At 31.5% G+C, this 23,814-nt stretch carries 25 protein-coding genes; 14 read left to right on the plus strand and 11 right to left on the minus strand.

The annotated features are described in order from the left end of the window. The first annotated feature begins 59 nt into the window (after positions 1-59). Positions 60-2,840, plus strand: coding sequence for an outer membrane beta-barrel protein (locus Q0891_RS16360; protein WP_299103407.1), 2,781 nt, complete (start codon positions 60-62; stop codon positions 2,838-2,840). A gap of 13 nt (positions 2,841-2,853) precedes the next feature. Here the strand turns inward: Q0891_RS16360 and Q0891_RS16365 are convergent, their stop codons facing one another. From Q0891_RS16365 to Q0891_RS16385, 5 genes are read right to left on the minus strand one after another with little or no spacing between them, the layout of a single operon-like run. Beyond that, complete coding sequence (locus Q0891_RS16365) at positions 2,854-3,678, minus strand: YgcG family protein (RefSeq protein WP_299103408.1); 825 nt, start codon at positions 3,676-3,678, stop codon at positions 2,854-2,856. Then, entirely contained in the window at positions 3,678-4,115 is a 438-nt protein-coding gene (locus Q0891_RS16370; RefSeq protein WP_299103409.1) for a TPM domain-containing protein, read from the minus strand. The genes Q0891_RS16365 and Q0891_RS16370 overlap by 1 nt, the downstream gene beginning before the upstream one ends. 11 nt (positions 4,116-4,126) lie before the next feature. Next, positions 4,127-4,723 (minus strand): LemA family protein, encoded by a 597-nt coding sequence (locus Q0891_RS16375; RefSeq protein ID WP_299103411.1) that lies wholly within the window; start codon positions 4,721-4,723, stop codon positions 4,127-4,129. Between the two features lie 12 nt (positions 4,724-4,735). After that, a complete protein-coding gene (locus Q0891_RS16380; protein WP_299103412.1) occupies positions 4,736-5,065 on the minus strand; it encodes a MerR family transcriptional regulator in 330 nt (109 codons plus the stop codon). 1 nt (position 5,066) lies between these two features. After that, positions 5,067-6,038 carry a M23 family metallopeptidase gene (locus Q0891_RS16385; RefSeq protein ID WP_299103413.1) on the minus strand — a complete coding sequence of 324 codons (972 nt, stop codon included), beginning with the start codon at positions 6,036-6,038 and terminating at the stop codon, positions 5,067-5,069. A 131-nt stretch (positions 6,039-6,169) separates the two neighbouring features. On the opposite strand from Q0891_RS16385, the gene alaS reads away from it, so the two are divergent. Next, entirely contained in the window at positions 6,170-8,782 is a 2,613-nt protein-coding gene (gene alaS / locus Q0891_RS16390) for an alanine--tRNA ligase (protein WP_299103414.1), read from the plus strand. Between the two features lie 37 nt (positions 8,783-8,819). After that, positions 8,820-9,773 (plus strand): GSCFA domain-containing protein, encoded by a 954-nt coding sequence (locus Q0891_RS16395; protein ID WP_299103415.1) that lies wholly within the window; start codon positions 8,820-8,822, stop codon positions 9,771-9,773. A gap of 14 nt (positions 9,774-9,787) precedes the next feature. Here Q0891_RS16395 and Q0891_RS16400 read toward each other — a convergent pair whose 3' ends face one another. Continuing rightward, on the minus strand, positions 9,788-10,234 hold the full coding sequence (locus tag Q0891_RS16400) for a HEAT repeat domain-containing protein (protein ID WP_299103416.1): 447 nt from the start codon (positions 10,232-10,234) through the stop codon (positions 9,788-9,790). 180 nt (positions 10,235-10,414) lie between these two features. On the opposite strand from Q0891_RS16400, the gene Q0891_RS16405 reads away from it, so the two are divergent. The 3 genes from Q0891_RS16405 to Q0891_RS16415 all read left to right on the plus strand — a co-directional run bounded on the left by Q0891_RS16405 (position 10,415) and on the right by Q0891_RS16415 (position 14,167). Further along, complete coding sequence (locus tag Q0891_RS16405) at positions 10,415-11,461, plus strand: hypothetical protein (RefSeq protein ID WP_299103417.1); 1,047 nt, start codon at positions 10,415-10,417, stop codon at positions 11,459-11,461. A gap of 105 nt (positions 11,462-11,566) precedes the next feature. Continuing rightward, positions 11,567-13,507 (plus strand): tetratricopeptide repeat protein, encoded by a 1,941-nt coding sequence (locus Q0891_RS16410; protein WP_299103418.1) that lies wholly within the window; start codon positions 11,567-11,569, stop codon positions 13,505-13,507. Positions 13,508-13,516: 9 nt separating this feature from the next. Further along, positions 13,517-14,167 (plus strand): response regulator transcription factor, encoded by a 651-nt coding sequence (locus tag Q0891_RS16415; protein WP_299103419.1) that lies wholly within the window; start codon positions 13,517-13,519, stop codon positions 14,165-14,167. Here the strand turns inward: Q0891_RS16415 and coaD are convergent. Together coaD and Q0891_RS16425 are read right to left on the minus strand one after the other, a co-directional pair. Then, positions 14,160-14,621: a pantetheine-phosphate adenylyltransferase gene (gene coaD, locus Q0891_RS16420; protein ID WP_299103420.1), complete on the minus strand. Its 462-nt coding sequence runs from the start codon at positions 14,619-14,621 to the stop codon at positions 14,160-14,162. The genes Q0891_RS16415 and coaD overlap by 8 nt on opposite strands. A gap of 54 nt (positions 14,622-14,675) precedes the next feature. Further along, entirely contained in the window at positions 14,676-15,653 is a 978-nt protein-coding gene (locus Q0891_RS16425; RefSeq protein ID WP_299103421.1) for a D-alanine--D-alanine ligase, read from the minus strand. A gap of 162 nt (positions 15,654-15,815) precedes the next feature. Here Q0891_RS16425 and Q0891_RS16430 point away from each other — a divergent pair, with 162 nt between their 5' ends. From Q0891_RS16430 to Q0891_RS16445, 4 genes are all read left to right on the plus strand, one after another. Then, a complete protein-coding gene (locus Q0891_RS16430) occupies positions 15,816-16,364 on the plus strand; it encodes a PASTA domain-containing protein (RefSeq protein ID WP_299103422.1) in 549 nt (182 codons plus the stop codon). Between the two features lie 9 nt (positions 16,365-16,373). Beyond that, positions 16,374-17,411 (plus strand): RluA family pseudouridine synthase, encoded by a 1,038-nt coding sequence (locus Q0891_RS16435; protein WP_299103423.1) that lies wholly within the window; start codon positions 16,374-16,376, stop codon positions 17,409-17,411. A gap of 581 nt (positions 17,412-17,992) precedes the next feature. After that, the gene (yaaA, locus tag Q0891_RS16440; RefSeq protein ID WP_299103424.1) at positions 17,993-18,751 is read left to right on the plus strand and encodes a peroxide stress protein YaaA; all 759 of its coding nucleotides are present in this window, start codon (positions 17,993-17,995) and stop codon (positions 18,749-18,751) included. Positions 18,752-18,781: 30 nt separating this feature from the next. Further along, complete coding sequence (locus Q0891_RS16445) at positions 18,782-19,504, plus strand: hypothetical protein (protein WP_299103425.1); 723 nt, start codon at positions 18,782-18,784, stop codon at positions 19,502-19,504. Here Q0891_RS16445 and Q0891_RS16450 read toward each other — a convergent pair whose 3' ends face one another. Next, on the minus strand, positions 19,505-20,050 hold the full coding sequence (locus Q0891_RS16450; protein ID WP_299103426.1) for a GNAT family N-acetyltransferase: 546 nt from the start codon (positions 20,048-20,050) through the stop codon (positions 19,505-19,507). An 89-nt stretch (positions 20,051-20,139) separates the two neighbouring features. Between Q0891_RS16450 and Q0891_RS16455 the strand changes: the two genes are divergently transcribed. From Q0891_RS16455 to Q0891_RS16470, 4 genes are all read left to right on the plus strand, one after another. Beyond that, positions 20,140-20,946, plus strand: coding sequence for a tryptophan-rich sensory protein (locus Q0891_RS16455; RefSeq protein ID WP_299103427.1), 807 nt, complete (start codon positions 20,140-20,142; stop codon positions 20,944-20,946). Between the two features lie 103 nt (positions 20,947-21,049). Further along, the gene (locus tag Q0891_RS16460; protein ID WP_299103428.1) at positions 21,050-22,348 is read left to right on the plus strand and encodes a DEAD/DEAH box helicase; all 1,299 of its coding nucleotides are present in this window, start codon (positions 21,050-21,052) and stop codon (positions 22,346-22,348) included. Positions 22,349-22,354: 6 nt separating this feature from the next. After that, the gene (locus Q0891_RS16465) at positions 22,355-22,570 is read left to right on the plus strand and encodes a DUF6500 family protein (RefSeq protein WP_299103429.1); all 216 of its coding nucleotides are present in this window, start codon (positions 22,355-22,357) and stop codon (positions 22,568-22,570) included. Between the two features lies 1 nt (position 22,571). Further along, positions 22,572-22,805 (plus strand): VF530 family protein, encoded by a 234-nt coding sequence (locus Q0891_RS16470; RefSeq protein WP_299103430.1) that lies wholly within the window; start codon positions 22,572-22,574, stop codon positions 22,803-22,805. A 66-nt stretch (positions 22,806-22,871) separates the two neighbouring features. Here Q0891_RS16470 and Q0891_RS16475 read toward each other — a convergent pair whose 3' ends face one another. Next, positions 22,872-23,237, minus strand: a complete 366-nt coding sequence (locus tag Q0891_RS16475) for an EF-hand domain-containing protein (RefSeq protein WP_299103431.1) — start codon at positions 23,235-23,237, stop codon at positions 22,872-22,874. An 84-nt stretch (positions 23,238-23,321) separates the two neighbouring features. Beyond that, positions 23,322-23,777 (minus strand): tRNA (cytidine(34)-2'-O)-methyltransferase, encoded by a 456-nt coding sequence (locus Q0891_RS16480; protein ID WP_299103432.1) that lies wholly within the window; start codon positions 23,775-23,777, stop codon positions 23,322-23,324. Between the last annotated feature and the right edge of the window lie 37 nt (positions 23,778-23,814).

Raw genomic sequence — 23,814 nt, forward strand, 5'->3', positions numbered from 1 at the left:
TTTATTTTAGTACGTTTAAAGAATCAATCAACAATCTATCAATCAACCAATTATTTAATATGAAGAAACTATTTTTAGTTTTTGCATTTCTATTTTCGTTACTCACATTTTCACAAGAAAAATCATTTGAAATTACAGGCTTACTAAAGGCTCAAGACTCTAATAATCCTATAGAATCGGCTACAGTTTTTTTACAACGTATTAAAGATAGTACTGTAGTATCTTACACAATTTCTGACAAGGATGGGAAATTTAAAATAGAGAGTTCAACTTACGATACTGCTTTAAATTTTTACATCTCTTATGTTGGCTATGGAACTTATTTTAAAAAAATAGCAATTGATAAAGAGAAAATTGATCTTAAAACAATTTCATTAAAACTCGAAAACCAGCTTGGCGAAGTATTAATTAAGTCAACTGCACCAATAACGATTAAGAAAGATACTTTAGAGTTTAATGTAAAATCATTTAAAACTAAAAAGGATGCCAATGTAGAAGATCTGTTAAAACAGTTACCAGGTGTTGAGGTAGATGAAGCAGGCAATATAAAAGTGAACGGTAAACCTGTTAATAAAATATTAGTAAATGGTAAGCCGTTTTTTGGTAATGATCCTACAATTACAACCAAGAATTTAACTAAGGATATTATAGAGAAAATTCAGGTTGTAGATACAAAAACAAAGTCAGAGGCTTTTACAGGTGAAGAAGGTGATAAAGAAAATAAAACGATTAATCTTACTATAAAAGAAGAGAATAATAAAGGTGTTTTTGGTCGTGTCTCAGCAGGTGCTGGTACTGATGAACGTTATGAGTTTGCAGGTATGGTAAATCTATTTAACAATGATAGGAGAATTAGTGTACTTGCAGGCGGAAACAATACAAATTCTCCTGGCTTTAGTTTCGGAGAAATTCATAAAATGTTTGGTAGTGGAGGCGGAATCTCATTTAATAGTAACGGATCTTTTTCTTTAGGAGGTCGATCATTTGGTGGAGGACAAGGTATTACATCATCTCAAAATGTTGGTGTTAATTATGCTGACGTCATCGGAGAAAACACAGATATAGCTTCCGATTATTTTTATGCGTCTAGTAATTCTAAAAATGAATCTTCAACACAGCGCGAAACAATTTTATCAGATTCTAGGTTTTTTACAAATTCAGATTCAAATTCAGATAATGATACTTATAATCATTCTATGAATTTAGAATTTGAAATTGAAACAGATTCTACCTTTCAAATTAGTTTTGAACCTTCTTTTGGTTATTCAAAATCACAAACAAGGTATTTAAATAACGAAGAAACTCTAGATGAAGATTTTGTGTTAACCAATCAATCTGATGTTAATTCCTTTGTAGAAAGCTATGCCAAAACTTTTTCTAATGTGTTTTCAGCAACAAAACGAGTAGGTAATAAGGGATCTTATTTTAAGTTCGAATTAGAAACTGATATAAATGATCAGGAAAGTGAAGATTTTTTAAATTCTAATACAGAAGTATTTGGTAGTAACCCAGAAACAATAGATCGAAACCAGTTTACAGAAGGCGATAATTTTAGTTATGGTGTGTCTGCAGAACTGTCTTATAGAATAGCTTTATTGGCTAAAAAACTATTTTTAAATTTTGAATACGAGTATGCAAAAGATATAGATAATAATTTGGAGAGTACGTTTGATTTTAACAATGGAACCCAAGATTTTTCTGATTTTAATACGGACTTAAGTACAGATTTTAAATATTCAGATATTAGAAATGTACCAACCATAGGAGCAAATTATAGAGGAGAGAAGCTATCGCTTTATTTTAAAATGAGCTACAATTTCAGAACCTTAAAAAACGAAGATTTATTAAGACCACAATTTAATGTAGAAAGAGGATTTGAAAACATTGAAGCTAATTACAGAATTAATTATAGGTTTAGCCCTAAGTCTTCAATCTACGCAAATTATAGGTTAAGTAATAGACCACCTGGATTAAGACAATTACAAGCATTTGAAGATGTTTCCAATCCATTGGTTACTGTAATAGGAAATCCAAATTTAGAACCTTCAAATAGACATAGTTTTTATGGAGGTTATAATGGATTTGATTGGCAAAAACGAACAGGATTTTATGCGAATTTTAATGCTAATATTAGTAATAATCAAGTCGTATCTAAAACTATTGTTGATGCCGAAACATTAAAAAGAACAACCACCTATGAAAACGTAGATGGTAATTATAATTATGGCGTAACAGGCAATTACACTAAAGACTTTAAAATAGATACTTTAAGAACCATAAAGTTGGCAATTAGAACGCGTTATAATTTTAATAAGCGTATTAACTTTAATAACGATGTAAAATATTCTAGTGAAGTAAGGACTATTTCGCCAAGACTTGGTATAGATTTTCTTTGGGATAAGGTCATGGAGATAAAACCATATTATCAGCTTAGTTTTACTAATAACGCATATGATATAGAATCTTTTGAAGATAGGGAATTTACAAGTCACAATGCTGGCTTGCGAACGGCAACATTTTTACCTAAAAATTTAGAATGGCGAAATGATATTAATTTCAATTATAACCCAAATGTCGCAGATGGTTTTCAAAAAAGTGCTTGGTTTTGGAATTCAAGTTTAGCGTATAGTATTTTTAAAGAGAAAGTAATCCTAACTGTAAAAGTTTACGATTTATTAAATCAAAATACTAATGCTAGACGAATAGCTACTCAAGATTATATTGAGGATAGTCAAAGTACAGTATTACGTCAGTATTTTATGTTGAGCCTCAGTTATAAGTTTAATAGCCTTGGTAATAAGGGAAATACAAGCGATGGAGATATTATTTTCTTTGATTAGAGTAGTACGTGTTTTACCAGCTTCCACCAGCGCCTCCACCTGAGAAGCCGCCTCCACCTCCAAAGCCGCCTCCAAAACTTCCTCCTCCAGAACTTCCGCCAAAACCACCTCCAAAGCCACCTGTAGATGAACCTCTAGAATAACTTCCGCGACCCATATTACTTAAAATTATGGCTTCGAGAATACTTCTACTGTCACTTCGATTGCCTCCGTTTCCACCGTTTCCGCCACCACGTGATTTAGATATGGCAATAATAAAAATTACGAAAATTATAAAAAGGAAAAATATAACTTCAATTGGAATACCACCAGAACTTTGTGGCTTATTATTTTTATATGCACCACTAAGCACATCAATTATAGCATCAGTACCTTTATTTAATCCACCGTAATAATCTTCTCTTTTAAATTCAGGAATTATAATATTACGAGTTAGTTCACCTACAATACCAGCAGTAAGTCTATCCTCAACACCATAACCAGGAGAAATCCAGATTTTTCTATCCTTTCTAGCTAATAAAATAAAAACGCCATTATCTTCCTCTGCCTGGCCAATTCCCCATTTTTGTCCCCATCTTGGAGTAAGTAAGCCAATGTTTTCGCCTTTTGTTGTTGGTATAATTACAACTATAATTTCTGTAGAGGTGCTATCGTTATAGCGTCGTAACTTTTCAGATAGTGCAGAAAATTCGTATGGTTTTAATACCTTAGTGCTATCAATAACCGAAGGTATAAAATCCGGCTTTTCTGGAACATTGTATTGTGCGTTGGCAGTGTAAAAAACTCCAGCCAATACGCTCAAGAATAATGAAAATACTAAAGTTCTAAATTTTTGCATTAGTTTTTTGAAATTGAATTTTCAAGTTCATTAGTATCATCATGTAACCAAGGAAAGTGTGTTGACAATTCTTTTCCAGCCTTATTGATTCCGTCAATTAGACCACCAACAAAATTACCTTTTTTGAATTGAGTTGTAATTATGTCTCTTGTAGAATTCCAGAAATCCGCATCCACAACAGTATTTATACCTTTGTCACCATAAATCATAAAAGATTTATCTTCTACAGCAACATAAATGAGTACGCCGTTTTGTTGTTTAGTGTTATCCATTTTTAAATAATGAAAAACTTCTAAAGTATGCTCAAAAATATCTTTTGAGCAATGCTTCTCTATATGCACACGGATTTCGCCAGAAGTATTTTTTTCGGCATTACGTATAGCTTCTACGATTCTCTCTTCATCTTCAGCACTAAGAAAATCTTCAAGTTTAGACATTTTACGTTTTATTATAAATCGAATTCTACTTCAACTGGTTTATCAGCACCTGCTTCGGCATCAAAATAAGGCTTTTCATCAAAATTAAGAAAACCTGCTAAAATGCTATTTGGAAACGTATTAACGTGAATGTTATAAGGTTTTATTTTCTCATTATATCGTGTTCTTGCAGTCTGTATCGTATTCTCAGTACTTGTTAATTCATCTTGCAATTTCAAGAAATTCTGATTGGTTTTTAAATCAGGATATTTTTCTACAGTTACGAGTAAACGCGATAATGCACTACTCAAACCACCTTGTGCTTGGTTAAATGCTTGTAATTGTTCTGGTGTAATATTTGAGGGATCAATAGTTGTTTTTGTTGCTTCCGATCTTGCTTTTATAACAGCTTCTAATGTGCCTCTTTCAAAATCAGCGGCTCCTTGTACTGTTTTTACTAAATTACCTATGAGGTCATTTCTTCGTTGGTAAGAAGTTTGAACATTTCCCCAAGATTCCTTTACATTTTCGTTTAGTGTTACGGCAGTGTTATTGAAATTCTTTCCCCAAGAATAAAATCCAAATGCCAGAATAGCAATTACGATCACAGGAATTAGCCATTTTTTCATAATAGTTTAGTTTTAAAGTTGTGTTTTAATTTTAGTTAGTTGTGCTTTTATACTTTCTAGCTTATCGATAATTTCAAATTTATCTAAAGCTTGCTTTTTTTCTTCTTTTAGATGTGTTTTTGCACCTTCAAGCGTAAATCCTCTTTCCTTTACTAAATGATAAATGAACTTAAGATTTTTAATATCTTCAGGTGTAAACTTTCGGTTGCCTTTGGCATTTTTTTTCGGCTTTAAAACGTCAAATTCTTTTTCCCAAAATCTAATTAAGGAAGCGTTAACTTTAAAAGCTTTGGCAACTTCACCAATGCCATAATAACGTTTTTCTGGTAAATCTATGTGCATCTTAATCTAGAGATTGGTTTTCTAATGACGCTTTTTTAAGCAAAATATCATATTCTTCTGCAGATAAATTGCCATAGTAAAAGTTAATTGGGTTAATGCGTTCACCATCTTTAAATACTTCATAATGTAAATGTGGTGCTTCAGATCGGCCAGTGCTACCAACGTAGCCAATTAAATCGCCTCGTTTTACACGCTGATTAACCTTTACGTTATACTTGTATAAGTGGGCGTACAATGAGATGTATCCATAGCCGTGATCTATCCTTATGTGATTACCATAACCTGTAGAGCCATTATCTGCTCGTTTAATTACGCCATCTCCAGAAGCATATATTGGTGTGCCTCTTGGTGCCGTAAAATCCATTCCAAAATGAAATTTTCTAACTTTAGTAAATGGGTCAGTTCTATAACCATAACCAGAAGCCATACGTGTTAAATTCACATTGTTAATGGGTTGTATTGCTGGTATAGCCTCTAAAAATTTCTCTTTATCTTCTGCTAATTTTGCAATTTCATCTAAAGATTTAGATTGCACAACAATGGCTTTTTCTAAAACGTCTAAGCGCTTAAAACTTTCGGAAATTAACTGAGAGTTATTATAACCTTCATATTTTTTGTAGCGGTTAATACCACCAAATCCTGCTCTTCGTTGTTCCGTAGGTATAGGGTTGGCTTCAAAATAAAGTCTGTAGATCGCATTATCGCGTTCTTCAACATTTTCTAAAGCCGCAAAAGCGTCATCTGTTCTTTTGTTTAATAGCTCATATTGCAATTCCATATTTTGCAATTCTCTAGCCATTTGTCGCTCTTTTGGCGACTCAATATATTGACTAGCTATAAAAAATGACAAAAATCCAAAAAGTGCAGCCGCAGTTAAAAATACAGCAACATACTTAAAAGTTGTTCTTTTCTTCCGCTTTATTTTGCGGTAAGAAAGCGTTTCAGAATCATAATAATATTTTACTTTAGCCATGTTTGAATTTATACTATTTTTGCAGCAAATAAGTGTACAAAGCAAGCGTCTTATATTAGCGTAACGACCAAAGATAAAAAAATGTTTTGCAATTACGTAAATTTATTAAAAACAAGCTTTAATTTCAGCATATGAAGTCTCAAGACATACGATCTAAATTTTTAAATTTCTTCGAAAGTAAACAACACCTCATTGTGCCATCTGCACCAATGGTTTTAAAAGATGATCCAACTTTGATGTTTGTAAACTCAGGAATGGCGCCATTTAAAGAATACTTTTTAGGTAATGCAGAGCCAAAGAAAAATAGAATGTCAGATTCGCAAAAATGTTTACGCGTCTCTGGTAAGCACAACGATTTAGAAGAGGTAGGTTATGATACATATCATCACACGTTATTTGAAATGTTGGGTAACTGGAGTTTTGGTGATTATTTTAAAAAAGAAGCTATTGCTTGGGCTTGGGAATTATTGACAGAAGTTTATGGTATAGATAAAGACATTTTATACGTTACGGTTTTTGAAGGTAGTGATGACGATGATAACCTTGATATGGATACGGAAGCTTACGATATTTGGAAACAATATATCGCAGAAGATCGCATACTAAAAGGTAATAAGAAAGACAATTTCTGGGAAATGGGTGACCAAGGACCTTGTGGACCTTGTAGTGAAATTCATGTAGATATTCGATCCGCTGAAGAAAAAGCTAAAGTAGACGGCAAATCGTTAGTGAACATGGACCATCCTCATGTAGTTGAGGTTTGGAATTTGGTCTTTATGCAATACAACCGTAAAGCAAATAAATCTTTAGAGCCATTACCAAATAAGCATATTGATACAGGTATGGGATTTGAACGTCTCTGTATGGTATTACAGAACGTACAATCTAATTATGATACTGATGTATTTACTCCTATAATACGTGAAATTGAAACCATTACAGACAAAAAGTATGGTAAGGATGATGACGCAGATATTGCAATTCGTGTAATTTCTGATCATGTAAGAGCTGTAGCATTTTCTATTGCAGATGGGCAATTGCCTAGCAATACAGGAGCAGGTTATGTAATTAGAAGAATTTTACGAAGAGCAATTAGATACGGATTTACGTTTTTAGATAAGAAGGAACCATTTATATACAGATTAGTAGATGTGTTGAGCAAAAAAATGGGAGATGCTTTTCCAGAAATTCGCTTACAGAAAGCACTAATTGAAAATGTAATAAAAGAAGAGGAAGCTTCTTTTTTAAGAACCTTAGATCAAGGTTTAATATTATTAAATCGTATCGTCGAAGAAACTAAAAGCGATACCGTTTCTGGTGAAAAGGCTTTTGAGTTATATGATACTTATGGATTTCCTATCGACTTAACGGCTCTAATCTTATCTGAAAAGAATTTAAAATTAGACGAAAAAGGCTTTAAGGTTGAATTACAAAAACAAAAAGACAGATCGCGTTCTGCTAGTGAAACCTCTACAGATGATTGGACGGTTTTATTTGAAGATGATGTACAAGAATTTATTGGTTATGATACTGAAGAAGCAAATGTAAAAATTGCGAAGTACCGAAAAGTTACCTCAAAAAAAGATGGCGAAATGTATCAATTGGTCTTTAACTTAACACCATTTTATCCAGAAGGAGGTGGCCAAGTAGGAGACAAAGGCTTTTTAGAAGATAAACATGGTGATGTAGTTTATATTTTAGATACAAAAAAGGAAAATAATGTAGTGTATCATTTAACCAAAGAGTTACCAGATCATTTAAATGAGAGTTTTAAAGCTGTTGTAAGTGATGAACATAGAACATTATCTTCTAGTAACCATACAGCAACACATTTATTACACCAAGCATTACGAACTATTTTAGGAGAGCATGTGGAGCAAAAAGGATCTTTAGTGAAACCTAATGCTTTGCGATTTGATTTTTCTCATTTCTCTAAAGTTACAACAGAACAACTTCAAGAAATAGAAGATTTTGTTAATGCAAGAATTGAAGGAAAACTACCATTAGAAGAAGGTCGAAACGTACCAATGGAAAAAGCTATTGAAGATGGTGCTATGGCTTTATTTGGAGAGAAATATGGAGATACAGTAAGAACTATACGATTTGGGAATTCTATTGAGTTATGTGGAGGAATCCACGTAAAAAACACATCTGATATTTGGTATTTTAAAATTACTTCAGAAAGTGCAGTAGCCTCAGGTATTAGACGTATTGAAGCTATTTCTAATAAAGCTGTAAGAGATTATTTTTCAGAGAATAATTCTTCTTATTTAGAAATAAAAGGTTTGCTTAACAATGCAAAAGAACCTGTGAAAGCTGTAGTGAATCTACAAGAAGAAAATGCAGATTTAAAAAAGCAAATAGAAGGCTTATTAAAAGACAAAGCAAAAAATATTAAAGCAGAACTAAAAAATGAAATTACCGAAATTAATGGTATTCAATTTTTGGCTAAGAAGTTAGATTTAGATGCTGCAGGAATTAAAGATGTTTGTTTTGAATTAGGCAGTCAGTTTGATAATTTGATGCTTTTATTTGGAGCTGAAAATAATGGTAAAGCAATTCTATCTTGTTATATCTCTAAGGAATTAGTGGCAAGTAAAGATTTAAATGCTGGTACAATTGTTAGAGAACTAGGTAAACATATTCAAGGAGGAGGAGGAGGACAGCCTTTCTTCGCAACAGCTGGCGGAAAGAATCCTCAAGGTATTGAAGCTGCTTTGGAGGCAGGAAAAAATTACCTATAAGTTTGTCATTCAGATAGTGATTAAGAATCTATATTAAATGAAATTACAAACAGAAATACCGCTTAAATCACCACAGCATAATCAAATAGATTACAGCTCTAAATTGCTTTTATTTGGTTCATGCTTTTCTGAAAATATAGGTGCTAAGTTTGAGTATTTTAAATTTCAAAATACTGTAAATCCATTCGGTATTTTATTTCATCCTTTGGCGATAGAAAATCTAGTAACGCGTGCCATTAATAAAGATTATTATTCTAAAAATGAATTATATTTTCATAATGAGCAATGGAGTTGCTTGGATGCACATTCAAAATTAAATACAGCTTCAAAAGAGGACTTATTACATTCATTAAATTATCATATTGATAAAACATACGATCAACTCAAAAGTGCAACTCATGTCATAATTACATTAGGAACAGGTTGGGTTTACAGACATATAGCATCAGATAAAATAGTTGCTAATTGCCATAAATTATCTCAAAAACATTTTTTAAAAGAATTACTTTCCGTAGAACAAATTACGGAATCATTAGAAGCAATCGTCAGCTTAATAAAAAGTGTAAATCCTGAAGTTTCGTTTTTGTTTACTGTTTCACCAGTAAGACATATTAAAGATGGCTTTGTAGAGAATACCCAAAGTAAATCGCATTTACTAACTGCAATCCATCAGGTTGTAGAGCCTAGAGAGCAGTTTTATTATTTTCCATCTTATGAAATTATGATGGATGAATTGAGGGATTATCGTTTTTATAAATCAGATATGCTGCATCCCAATACTACAGCTGTGAATTATATTTGGGAAAAATTTACCACAGTTTGGTTATCTAAAGATGCTTTAGAAACACTAGAAAAAGTTAGTTCAATTCAGTCTAGAAAAGCACACCGACCGTTTAATTCAAATTCACAAGCACATCAAGATTTTCTGAACAAGCTTCAAAAGGATATTGAAAACTTAAAATTAGAATATTCCTTTTTTGATTTTAAATAATATCGATTTCAAGTTCATCTAATTGGTTTTTTTAACTGTGCTTTTACGCGGTCAAAAGATTGCTTGCTAGCGCGTTTCCAGCGGTAAATATTATGTTTTTTAGTTATTATAACGTTACGTTTTTCTTCTTTATCTCTAATGGTTTTTACCCAATTAAAACGTTTACTCGTAATAGATATAGTTAACTCGTTATTGCAACCTAAAGCTTCTAGAGCATTTAAAGCAGCGATTGATACATTCTGAATTTTATCGTTAATAGTATACAAGAGAACAGGAACTGAAGATGCTCTACCTTCATGTTCTAATCCTTCCGCTGCCCATAATCTCGTTTTATAATTTCCATGTTTTAAGGTATATTCTAGTTTCTCAACAGCATTGGTATTAACCCAATAATCAATAGTGTTTTCTGATGGCTGAGTCAGCTTCAGTTTAAACAGCATATATGTGATTTGATTTAGCATAGAATTGAAACAATATATTAATTATGTGTAGTTAAAAGTCTCCTTTTGTTACAACTATTATTAATATGCCATGTTGTTTTGGTTTAAAAATATACGCAATTCGTCGTATGGTTTGGCTTTGTCTTTTTATTCAAATTTGTGACATAGAAACCCATAATCAATTTTATAAACATATTAATCATGAAAAAATTACAACACATTATTGTTATTATTAGCTGCCTACTTATTGGCACAACGTATGCTCAAGATTTAGAAGAATTTAAACCTGGTAAAGAAAAGTATGGTTTAGGTAAACTTAAAAAAGGGCCAAAAAAAATATACATAGCGAGTTTTAACGTGAATTTTGAAACTTATAAAGAGGCTGTGTCTTATAAATCTTCAGGAGGATTTAGAAACACGGCAAAAGGAGAAGCTACTGCATCTGCTGCAATTGGGATTAATGGACTACAGGAAGCTGATATTCAAGAAAAAACAAATCAGCTTTACAATGATTTTATTGAAGATTTAAAAGCAAAAGGTTTTGAGATTATAACTGCTGAAATGGCAGGAAAAACAGATACTTATGAAGGTTGGGAAAAGGCTAGTGGACCTTATGTAATAGAATCTGGTCTACCTGGTGTTATGACGTCTGTGCCAGATGGTTATTCGTTTTTTTATAAAGGAGAAACAAAGAAAGGCAAGAAGAAAAAAGGATTTTTAAATGGTTCTTTAGTGCCTCAAAAATTATCTGATGATTTAGATGATGCTGTCGTAGCTAATGTAAATCTCTACTTTATGTATTCTGAAGCTGGTAATGATTTCTTTAAAAATGCAGGTGGAGCTAAAGTGAAAATGTTTACTAACTATAGGTTAATAGGAGATTATGTTGTTGCTGCACCAAAAAAGAAAGGCTTAAGATTAAAAGGTGCCCAAACTCAAGAAAGAATTAACTCTATGGTTTCTTTTACTAAAGGTAAAACGGGATTAGGAGCAGAGACGCAATATAACGGAACTTTAAAAAAGGATTTAGAAATCAATGGTGTTATTAAAAAAGAAAAAGTCGTTGCATATTCTAAGCAAACTTCAGAAACTGCAACGTCATTTAAACCTGTGGTTATTGCAGGAGCAAGTTACAGTTCACTTACTAAATGGATTGATGTAGACTCAAAAAAATATGTAGAAGGGCTTTATAATGCTGGTAATAAATTTTTAGATTTTCATACGAGTGAATTTCTAAGTAATTATTAAAACCAATATTATTTTAGTTGATATTCAATGGTATAAAAAGTGTTAAGTCTGTGTTCTGGTTTTAACAAGAAAATAGTATTTAACACTTTTTAATTAAATTTAGACATGAAAAAATATCAAATCGCATTCCTAACATGCTTTTTCTGTTTGATTGGTTTTGCTCAAAATTTAGACAGTTTACTCGTTGTTGCAAGACAAACAGTTAATGATTCCGCAAAAATTAGAATGTATAATAAAATTGGATTTAGATATATTTTCAATGATTCAGATAAAGCCATCAAAGTCTTAGAAGAAGGTGTGCAACTCGCTAATAGCGCTGATTTTCAATATGGTTTAACAGAACTCATTAATACCAAAGGCATTTATATGGATGTTATGGGCAAAAGCGATTCTGCTCAATATTATTTTGAAAAAGCTTTAAAAATAAGTCAAAAGCATCAGTTCAAATCTATTGAAGCCTTGTGTATTAATAACCTTGGTATGTTTAATTGGAATAGAGGCAATTTTGACCAAGCTTTAGATTACTTCTTTCAATCGCTTAAAAAAAATGAATCCTTAAATCAAGAAAGTGCAACAGCTAACGCGTTAAATAATATAGGTCTCATTTACCAAGAAATGTATCTTAATGAAAAAGCTTTAGAATATCATAGAAGAGCTTTAAGTGTTAGAGAAAAATATAATTTAGAAAACGATCAAATAGCATCACTTAATAATATTGGGATTAATTTAAAGGAACTTGGACGTATAGGTGAAGCAATTGAAATTTATAAAACAGGAATTGATTTAGCAATTCGAAAAAACAATAATTTAGAATATCACAAGCTGTTAGATAATTTGGCCAATGCATACAATCTAAATGGCGATACAGATTTAGCATTACAAACCTATTTTCAGGTTATTGAAAAAACGAAAGAAGCCAAAGCAAATGAAAAAGCTTTACTGTCAACATACAATAATGTTGCTACATTATACAATGATGCTAACCGACCAATAAAAGCTTTAAATTATATTAACGAGGGTTTTTTGTTAGTAGAAAAATATCCTGAAAGTGCGCTTATGTCTGCAGATTTGTATTTAACAGGCGCAGAAAGCTATTATATTCTGAATAATTTTAATAAAGCTAGAGCATTTAAAAGTCAATATATAGCATTGAAGGATTCTATCTTTTCCGAAAAAAATGCAAAGGCCATTGCAGATTTGGAAATTAAATATGAGACTGAAAAAAATCAAAAGCAAATATTAATTCAACGAGCAGAATTAGCTGAACAAGATTTAATTATACAGAAGCGGAATTATCAGATCTATGGTCTAATTGGTTTGGTTTCGATATTCAGTTTTATAGGTTATCTTTTTTATAACCAACAACGTTTAAAAAATCATCAACTTGAAAAGGAAAAGGAGTTGAACAAAGCTTTGATTAAAATTGAAACTCAAAATAAATTACAAGAACAACGCCTAAGTATTAGTAGAGATTTACACGATAATATTGGAGCACAATTAACCTTTATTATCTCCTCTATAGATAATATTAAATATGCTTTTAAGCTGGAAGACGAAAAACTAAAGACCAAATTAAGTACAATAAGTGATTTTGCTTCAAGCACTATTTATGAGTTACGAGATACTATTTGGGCTATGAATAAAAACGAGATTACGTTTGAAGATTTACAAGTAAGAATTTCAAATTTTATAGACAAAGCCAACCTTGCTGCTCAAAATATAGATTTTCAATTTAATGTAGATAAAGATGTGAATAATGATGCTGTTTTTTCTTCAGTACAAGGGATGAATATTTATAGAATAACCCAAGAAGCAATTCACAATACTTTAAAATATGCTAAGGCTTCAAAAATTAATGTTGAAATTTACCAAGTAAATAATCATATTAGAGTGTCAATAAAAGATGATGGCATTGGGTTTAATGATACCAATACAGTATTGGGTAATGGTATAAGAAATATGAAAAAACGCGCGCATGAATTAGGTGGAAATTTAAGTGTAGAAACAAAAGAGAATAAAGGAACATCAGTAACCTTATTTTTGTAATAATTACGAATGAAAATAAAAATTGCTATTGTAGATGATAACTCGTTTTTAATAAAAACGGTAGAGGAAAAATTATCTTTTTTTGAAAACTTAGAGGTAAAATTCAAAGCAATGAATGGTGCCATTCTGTTAAGTCAATTAGAAGAAAATTATAATCTAGATTTAATTTTAATGGATATTGAAATGCCAGAAATGAATGGTATTGAAGCGACTGAAAAAGTAAAACAAAAGTATCCTCATATTAAAATTATAATGCTAACGGTTTTTGATAATGACGAAAACATTTTCAATGCCATTAAAGCTGGTGCAGACGGTTATTTGCTAAAAGAAATTAATGCTGGCGATTTACATTCTGGCATATTAGAAACCTTAAATGGAGGTGCTGCTATGAATCCTTCAATTGCTTTAAAAACTCTTAAATTATTACGAAATCCATTTGTTCCTAATGATAATGATAAGTTAGAAGAAATTAAACTCACAGAAAGAGAGGTTGATGTATTAGAGCAGCTAAGCAAAGGGTTAAGTTATAAATCTATAGCGAGCAACCTTATGCTATCTACTGGGACAATAAGAAAGCATATTGAAAATATTTACAGAAAACTACAAGTACATAATAAACTCGAAGCTGTTCAGAAAGCGAAACGAAATAATCTTATTTAGTATTTACCCTAACACTATCAGGCACTAAAACCGTGTAATCGCCATTATTTCTTAGTACATCTCTCACAATTGAAGATGATATAAAGGATGTTTTAGCTGCAGTTAATAGAAATACCGTTTCAATTTTTGATAGCCTTCTGTTGGTGTGAGCAATAGCCTTTTCAAATTCAAAATCCGCAGGATTTCTTAAGCCTCTAAGAATAAATTTTGCATCAATTTTTTCACAAAAATCAATAGTTAAACCAGTGTAAGTAACCACTTTTACTTTAGGTTCGTTCTTAAACGCTTCTTCGATAAACTTTTTCCGTTCTTCAAGAGAAAACATATATTTTTTTTCGGCATTAATACCAATAGCAACAACAACTTCGTCAAATAATTTAATACCACGTTTTATAATATCGAAGTGTCCGTTTGTAATAGGATCAAAAGATCCTGGGAATAATGCTCGTTTCATTGATAGTGTTTTACAACTTATAAAAAGACGTCTTAATTATTTCAAATATAACTATTAATTATTGATAGTTTCTTCAATAGCATTCTCAAATAAAGCTTCCATACTAATGCCAGCTTTCGCAGCTTGTTGCGGTAAAATACTTTCGTTAGTTAAACCTGGCACTGTATTAACTTCTAACAAATAAGGTTCATCGTTTTTAAAGATAAATTCACTTCTAGAGAAACCTTTCATTTTTAAAATTTCATAGATACGTTTAGCTTCAATATTTACTTTGTTGGCATAATCATCAGAAATACGAGCAGGTGTGATTTCTTGAGATTTTCCTTCGTATTTAGCTTGGTAATCAAAGAAATCATTTTCAGAAACAATTTCAGTTATTGGTAAAACGAGCGTTTCGCCTTTATAAGAAATAACTCCAACAGAGACTTCAACACCATCTAAAAATTGTTCAATAATAATTTCATTATCTTCTTTAAATGAGTTGTCTATTGCGGCTTGTAATTCTTCCTTTTTATACACTTTAGAAATTCCAAAACTACTACCAGCTTTATTCGCTTTTACAAAACAAGGCAAACCTACTTTTGTAATAATAGCGTCTTCATCTATTTGGTCTCCAAGGTTAAGCGGAAAACTTTCAGCCGTTTTAATTCCATAAGGTTTCAAAGTCGCTAACAAATCGCGCTTATTGTATGTTAATGCAGCTTGGTACATATTGCAGCTAGTTTGCGGAATGTCTAACAGTTCAAAATATGCTTGCATAAAACCATCTTCGCCTGGCGAACCATGTATAGCGTTAAACACACAATCGAATGTGATTTTTGTGCCATCTACTACAATCGAAAAATCATTTTTATCAACCGAAATTTCTTCATCAAGTTCATTAATAAAAACCCATTTCTCTTTAAAAATATGAATACGAAACGTATTATATTTAGCCTTATCTAAGGTATTGTAAACCACGTTACCACTTTTAAGGGAAATCTTGTATTCGCTAGAATAGCCACCCATAATAATTGCAATATTTTTCTTCATTTTATGTACCCAATAAAATGGGTTTGTTTTAGTTTATATAAGCGATAGCGTAAATGTATAATTTATTTTTAATAATCTAAATGGGTTGTTAATACGTATTTTATTTGCGAGACGTTAATATAACGTTAGAATTTCTTAGTTTTGTCCACAATTATATAGCTTATGAGTTTAGTTAAGTTTCTTACCAGTAAAGTGTTTTTTAAACAAATAGCATTGGCCATTGTGGCGCTTGTTGTTTTGTGTTTTATTGTTTTAAAATGGTTAAACATTTCTACCAATCACGGAGAATTTGTAATTGTACCAGATTTAAAAGGTAAATCTTTAGAAACAGTTGGTATAGAATTAAAGGATTTAGATTTAACGCTTAAAATTCAAGATTCAGCTAATTACAATCCAAAATATCCAAAGTATTCTGTTATTGAGCAAAAGCCAGCAGCAGGTTCTCAGGTAAAGGAAAATAGAAAGATTTATTTAATATTAAATCCTTCTGATTATCGTAAAGTTGAAGTGCCAAATATTTTAAAATTTACATTTAGACAAGCTGAACCACAATTAATAGCCTTAGGTTTTAAAGTAGGAGAAATTACGTATAAAGATGCTATTGGAGAAGGTGTAATGTCTATGTCTTATAAAGGCAAACCTCTTAAAGCAGGTACAAAATTACCATTAACATCTAAGATAGACTTGGTGTTAGGAAACGGTAAATTATAAAACAATTCAATGCCAAATATTCCTGATATTTCAGACGAAGGAGAAAACGAACTTTACGAGCACCATGCTTTTAGAGTAGTCGCTGGTCAGCAGCCACTTCGTATCGATAAATACTTAATGAATTTTATAGAAAACGCTACGCGTAATAAAATTCAAGCTGCAGCAAAAGACGGAAGTATTTTTGTGAATGATGTACCTGTAAAATCTAATTACAAGGTAAAACCAAACGATTACATCACTGTAAAGTTTGAGCATCCACCACACGAAAATCTTTTAATTGCAGAAGATATTCCGATTGATGTGGTTTATGAAGACGACGATTTACTGGTGGTTAACAAACCAGCAGGTATGGTTGTGCATCCAGGACACGGAAATTATTCGGGTACATTGATTAATGGTTTAATTTTTCATTTCGAAAATTTACCTAACAACTCAAGCGAAAGACCAGGTTTGGTGCACAGAATAGATAAAGATACTAGCGGATTGTTAGTGGTTGCCAAAACCGAACAAGCCATGGCACATCTTTCTAATCAGTTTGCGAAAAAGACGAGTGAGCGCGAATATGTTGCACTTGTTTGGGGAAATATTGAAGAGGAAGAAGGCACCATTGAAGGTAATATTGGTCGTCATCCAAAAAATAGATTACAAAACACGGTTTTTCTAGATGACGAAGAAGAACAAGGTAAACCAGCCGTAACACATTTTAAAGTTATAGAACGTTTGGGTTATGTAACCTTAGTAAGTTGTAAGCTCGAAACAGGACGTACACACCAAATCCGTGTACATATGAAACATATTGGTCACACCCTTTTTAATGACGAACGTTATGGAGGCGAACGTATCTTAAAAGGGACCACATTTACAAAATATAAGCAGTTTGTAGAAAACTGTTTTAAGATTTTGCCGAGACAAGCTTTACATGCCAAAACGCTTGGGTTTGTGCATCCAACCACAGGAGAATTCATGAAATTCGAATCTGAAATTCCTCAGGATATCGCGCAATGTATAGAGAAGTGGAGACATTATGCAAAGCACGCTAATGATTAGTGCCAAATTCCTGCGAAAGCAGTTCCGATAGCTATCGGAATCAAAAGTAGATTTAACAAAGACTCAGTAACGTCTAAAACAATATGTTTTGGGCGTTTTATTTTTTTTAACCTTCAAGGGTTTTTAAAACCTTGTAGGAAAAAAATAATCAGGCTGTCCACTATATCTTTTTTTCGTGCCTCAAAAAAGGATGCCGTTTCCATCCTTAACGCGCTTTCCCAAGACTATTGAGAAAAGATGAGAAAACTGCACATCTTGAGCAAGTTTAAAAATACTCACTCACTCACTCAGTTTGTCATGCTGAACTAGTTTCAGCATCTCAAAAGCATCTTCATTAAATTAGATTCTGAAACAAGTTCAGAATGACAAATCATTACTTATCACGTTTAGGTTAATAACCAATTCTTTTAGCTATTCTTACGTTGAACATATTTGTGAATTGGCATAGTTATTTCTAATAGTGATATCAATTTTACTATTAATAAATATTAGAAAATCTTTAAGATACATCGTATTTTTACTACTGAGAAAGAAGAAGTGTTTAACCATAAATTAGAGGTCTGCAGTAGCAGCAAATACATATGAAATTAGTACTATCACCAGCAAAATCTTTAGATTACGAGACTAAATTACCAACCACTAAAACAACGGAAAGTAGTTTTTTAGCGGAATCAGAACGTTTAAATAAAGTATTAAAAAAGAAGTCGGCAAAGAGTTTATCTAAACTAATGCATATTTCAGATAATTTAGGGCAATTAAATTATGAGCGCAACCAAGACTGGGAATTACCATTTACAAAAGACAATGCAAGGCAAGCCATATATGCATTTAGTGGCGACGTGTATAGAGGATTAGATGCCTATACAATTGATACTGATAAATTAGATAAAGTAGAAGATACCGTTAGAATATTATCTGGTTTATATGGTGTTTTAAAACCATTAGATTTAATTCAGCCTTACCGATTAGAAATGGGAACTAAAATGCCAGTTGGTAAAAACAAAAATTTATACGAGTTCTGGAAAAAGAAAGTCACTAAAGCTTTAAACGAAGAGTTAGAAGATGATGAGCTTTTCCTTAACCTGGCAAGTAATGAGTATTTCAAAGCCATAGATACAAAAGCTTTAAAAGTACCAGTCGTTAATGTAGCGTTTAAAGAATTTAAAAACGGACAGTATAAAATCGTAGCCATTTTTGCTAAATTAGCTAGAGGATTAATGACCAGATACATCATTGATACAGATGCTAAAACTTTAGATGATGTAAAAGGATTTAATTTAGAAAACTACGGATTTAGCGAAGAATTATCTTCTGAAAATGAATTGGTATTTACAAGATAGTTACTATATTTAGATACCTAATTCTAATCCATGTATTACTATTTAATTGTAGCGCTTCAGGCGTTTTGTATTTATCATGTCTATAAAAATCATAAACCATATTATTGGTTTTTTCTCATCTTCTTTATTCCTGTTGTAGGTTCAATTATATACATCATAACGCAAGTTTATAATAAGAATGATGCCGATAAAATTCAAAGTGAATTAACGTCTATCATCAATCCAACTAAGAAAACAAAGGACTTAGAAAAGAAGTTAGAATTTTCAGATACGTATACAAACAGAATTGATTTGGCAGATGCTTATTTCGCTAATAACGATATGCCTAATGCTATTGTTAATTATAAGCATACGTTAAAAGATACATCCCAAAATAATTTATACGCACATCAACAACTTATTTTGTGCTATTTTAAATTACAAGATTATGCTGGAGTTTTAGATAGTGTAGAAGTCATAAAATCTAAACCAGAATTTAAAGGGTCTAAACAACAATTTTGTTATGGTTTAGCTTTAAAAGAACTAGGTCAACTAGAAGATGCTGAAGTACAATTAAAACAGATAGATAGACCATATTCTAATTATAATGAGCGTTTAGAATTAGCAAAATTCTATATAGAAAATAATAGAGCTAATGAAGGCAAGGATTTATTGAATGAAATCTCAACAGAATCTAAGCATATGACGAAACCTAATCGTCGTATCTACAGAACTGCAATTGCTGAGGTAGAACGTTTGTTGAAATCTTTATAATTAGCTGTTTACAATTCCATCAAAAATCTCATAAATTAAATTAGACTCATTATCTACATCTTTTCGAGAAGGGTTTAAAATAAATCCATTTTTAGTTAAAAGTCGTTTAGAATTTTCATTTTTGGTATCTGTAAAAGCTTCAATTTTCTGAAGTTTTAATTGATTAAATCCAAAGTCGAGAACCAAATTTAAGGCTTCCGTCATAATTCCTTTATTGTGAAATTTGGGATTTAAGTCATAACCAACTTCTGCTACTTTTTTGTCTACAGAGAAGTTCCACAAGCAAATAGTACCTATAAGTTCTGATTTGTCTTTTAGCGTAATTCCCCAAACAATCGAAATACTATGCTCTAGATTATTATGCTGTGTTCTTATAAAGTTTAACGCATCTGAGATAGTTTTAGTTTGTCTATGCTCAGGTCTTTTAATATACCGATTTACAATTTCGTTGGAACGTAAAAAGAGAATGGTATCAGCATCAGATTCTTTCAGTTTCCTGAGGGAGAGTCGTGCAGAAGTAAGTTCAGTAAAAGGTGTGAAATTCATCTCTTGATGTTATAAGTTGCTCAAATATTGATAGTATTCAAACTTAAAGATATTTCAAATATTTATTACCTTAGTATGAAATACAAAAAATGAGAAAAACGCTTCAGATATCTAATGCAATAGCATTGATTATAACCATATTTATTAATTACCTGTCTAATACAGGTATAATGAATAACACTACTATTGGAGAAGTTTCTAACAGTTATAAATCGCTTTTTACGCCTGCAGGTTATACGTTTTCAATTTGGGGAATTATTTATATTATGTTGGTATGCTTTGTGGTTTATCAAGCGAGAACTTCAAGTTTTAAGACTAAAAACGATGATTTTGTTTTAAAAACAGGTTGGTGGTTTGTTATGTCTTGCATGTTTAATTCACTATGGGTTTTTGCATGGATTTATGAATTTACAGGCTTATCTTGTCTATTCATCTTTTTATTATTGTTTTCAATTTTAAAAATTATTGTAAATAATAGAATGGAACTCGATGATAAACCATTTCCCATTATTGCCTTCTTATGGTGGCCATTTGTAATTTATGCAGGTTGGGTTACATTAGCTAGTATTGCAAATGTGTCTACGTATTTGGTTAAAATAGATTGGAATGGATTTGGGTTAGAACCTAAATTCTGGGCAATTTCACTAATAGTTATTGCCACAATAATTAACCTTACCGTTATTTGGAAACGTAATATGCGCGAATTTGCTCTAGTTGGTGCCTGGGCATTAGTTGGTATTGGTGTTGCTAATAAAAATGATAATTACTCGATTGCTGTTTTTGCATTTATTGCTGCTGCTGTATTAATGATAAATGCAGCAATGCATGGTCATAAAAACAGAGCGACGAATCCTTTTTTTAAATTTTTAGAATGGAAAAAATCGAGAAATTCATAATAAGAAGGTAATTAGTTATGTCAACAAGAAAATAGGCGTAACTTCGCGCCAAATTAAAGGAGTGACCTAATATAATATAGAGTTTGCTTCATAAACACTATATATGTCATTTAAAGAATTAGGCTTATCTGAGCCGTTATTAAAAGCAATCAGTAAAAAAGGATACGAAACACCATCGCCAATACAAGCAAAAGCCATCCCTTCAGTTTTAGAAGGAAAAGATGTTTTGGCTTCAGCACAAACCGGAACTGGTAAAACTGCAGGTTTTACATTACCATTATTACATCTCTTATCTGAAAATCCAAAGGAAAAATACAGACCAATAAGAGCATTAATTTTAACGCCAACACGTGAGTTAGCAGCTCAGGTATTTGCTAACGTAAAGGAATACAGCGAATTTTTAAATTTAAGAAGTGCTGTAATTTTTGGTGGTGTTAATCAAAAACCGCAAATCGCAACCATAAGAAAAGGTGTTGATGTCTTAGTAGCTACACCAGGACGATTACTAGATTTACAAAATCAAGGTGCATTATCTTTAAAACGTGTTGAAATATTTGTTTTAGACGAAGCAGATAGAATGTTAGATATGGGATTTTTACGTGATATTGAACGCGTAATGAAGTTAATGCCGGACAAGCGACAAAACCTTTTGTTCTCGGCAACATTCTCAAAAGACATTAAAAAATTAGCTTATTCTATTTTAAATAATCCGGTTCAGGTTGAAACAGCACGACAAAATACGGCTGTAGAGGTTATAGACCAAAAAGTATATAGAGTTGCAAAAGGCAAAAAAACAGGCTTAATTATTAAACTAATTTCTGAAGGTAATTGGAACCAAGTTTTGGTTTTTACAAGAACCAAACATGGTGCTAACAAACTTTGTAAAAAGATGATTAGTGCAGGTATATCAGCAGCAGCTATACACGGAAATAAAAGTCAAGGAGCTAGAACAAAAGCCTTAGCAGGTTTTAAAAATGGTTCTGTTAGAGTATTGGTAGCTACAGATATTGCTGCAAGAGGTATAGATATTCCATTATTGCCACATGTTATAAATTTTGAATTACCTAACATTTCTGAAGATTATGTACATAGAATCGGTAGAACAGGTAGAGCAGGAGCAGAAGGCCAAGCATTATCTTTAGTTAGTGCAGATGAAACTAGTTATTTAAAAGGTATTGAAAAGTTAATTGGAGAATCTATTGAAGTAGAAATAGTGGAAGGTTTTGAACCAGATCCAAACGCTTCAACAGCACCAATAAAACCTGGTCAAAACAGAAATCAAAATAAAGGAAGAAGAACTAATAACAGAAACTCTAATTCTAAAGGTTCAGGTAATAACAGAAATTCTAATAGAAATAAAAGTAGAAACCGAAACCGAAATAACGATTCTACGCGTAATTAAGCTGTGATGACTGATAGTTTAAAACATAAAATAATTGAAGTCTGCGATAAGAAGATTGCTCAAAAAGGAACTAATGTTGGTGTTTCTTTTTATGCTTTTTTTAAAAATAAAAATGATAATCCAGAATTGTTGATGGAAGCCGCTACGTGGTGGATAAAAACACACGAGCTAGACCATTTTGAAAAAGCCGTTAAGATTAAAGCTTTAGTAAATAGCTTATAATATGTCTACGCAACCAAATAATCCATTGCATGGAAAAAAGCTCGCTGATATTGTAACAGAGCTACAAGCGCATTATGGATGGGAATATATGGGTTATCAGATTAATATTAGATGTTTTACGCACGACCCTTCAGTTAAATCTAGTTTAAAATTTTTAAGACGAACGCCTTGGGCTAGGACTAAAGTTGAGCAAATGTATTTAGCGTATTTAAAAAAGAATCCTAACTTAAAGTAAAACTAATTATCATAAAAAAAATCCTCATTGCTAAATGAGGATTTTTTAAAATGTTTAAAAAAGGATTTAATCTTTTTTTAGCGTTGCTTTTTTGTTTTTTTCAATCTGCTTCAATTCTGTCTTTTGAGCAGATTTCTTTTTCATTTCGAAAGCCAAAGTAAATTCATCCAAACTTATGGAACCGTTTTTATTTGTATCCATTTTAAGGAATTTGGTTTTAACCTCTTCTTCACTAAATTCGTCTTTTTTGTAATTAGCTTTAAGTTCTTTTAAATTTATGGTTTCATCGGAATTAGTGTCAAGTGCTTTAAAACTTTTTATAGCTCTTTTATTCTGAACTTTTTGTGTTTCAAGTTTCTGTTGAGCATTTGCAAAAGAGAAAGATGTTATAGCTATGAAAAATAATCCTGTTTTTATTGTATTTAAAATCATAATATTAATTTTTTAATTATTCATTAATGAGAGCAATATAAGGTAAAAAGCTTTAAAATTTAGTTAATTTAATAAGTTGCTGAATTATGCCCTTAATTGTCTTAAGCCCTCATACACTATTATACTTACGGCATTCGCTAAATTTAAACTTCTAATAGATTCACTATAAAGTGGAATTTTAAAAAGGTCATTTTTATGAGCTTCAATAATTGTTTTGGGCAAACCAACGGATTCCTTTCCGAAGACTAAGAATAAATCATCTTCAAACGTTATATCCCAATGGCTTTGAGTTCCATGACTAGATAAGAACACCATTTTTGCATTGTCATTCTTTTTGAAAAAATCATCAATATTTTCATAGTAAATAACGTCTAGATGCTTCCAATAATCTAATCCTGCACGTTTAAGTCGTTTATCATCGATTTCAAAACCAAATGGTTTTACTAAATGTAAGGTAGAACCAGACGCTAAAGCCAAACGACCAATGTTACCCGTGTTATTTGGGATTTCGGGTTCTATGAGTACGATGTTTAATGACATTATTAAGTTTAATTAAGAATAAAAAAATGCCTATTCA

This window comes from uncultured Winogradskyella sp. (genome assembly GCF_947498005.1).
In the GTDB taxonomy this organism is placed as follows: domain Bacteria; phylum Bacteroidota; class Bacteroidia; order Flavobacteriales; family Flavobacteriaceae; genus Winogradskyella.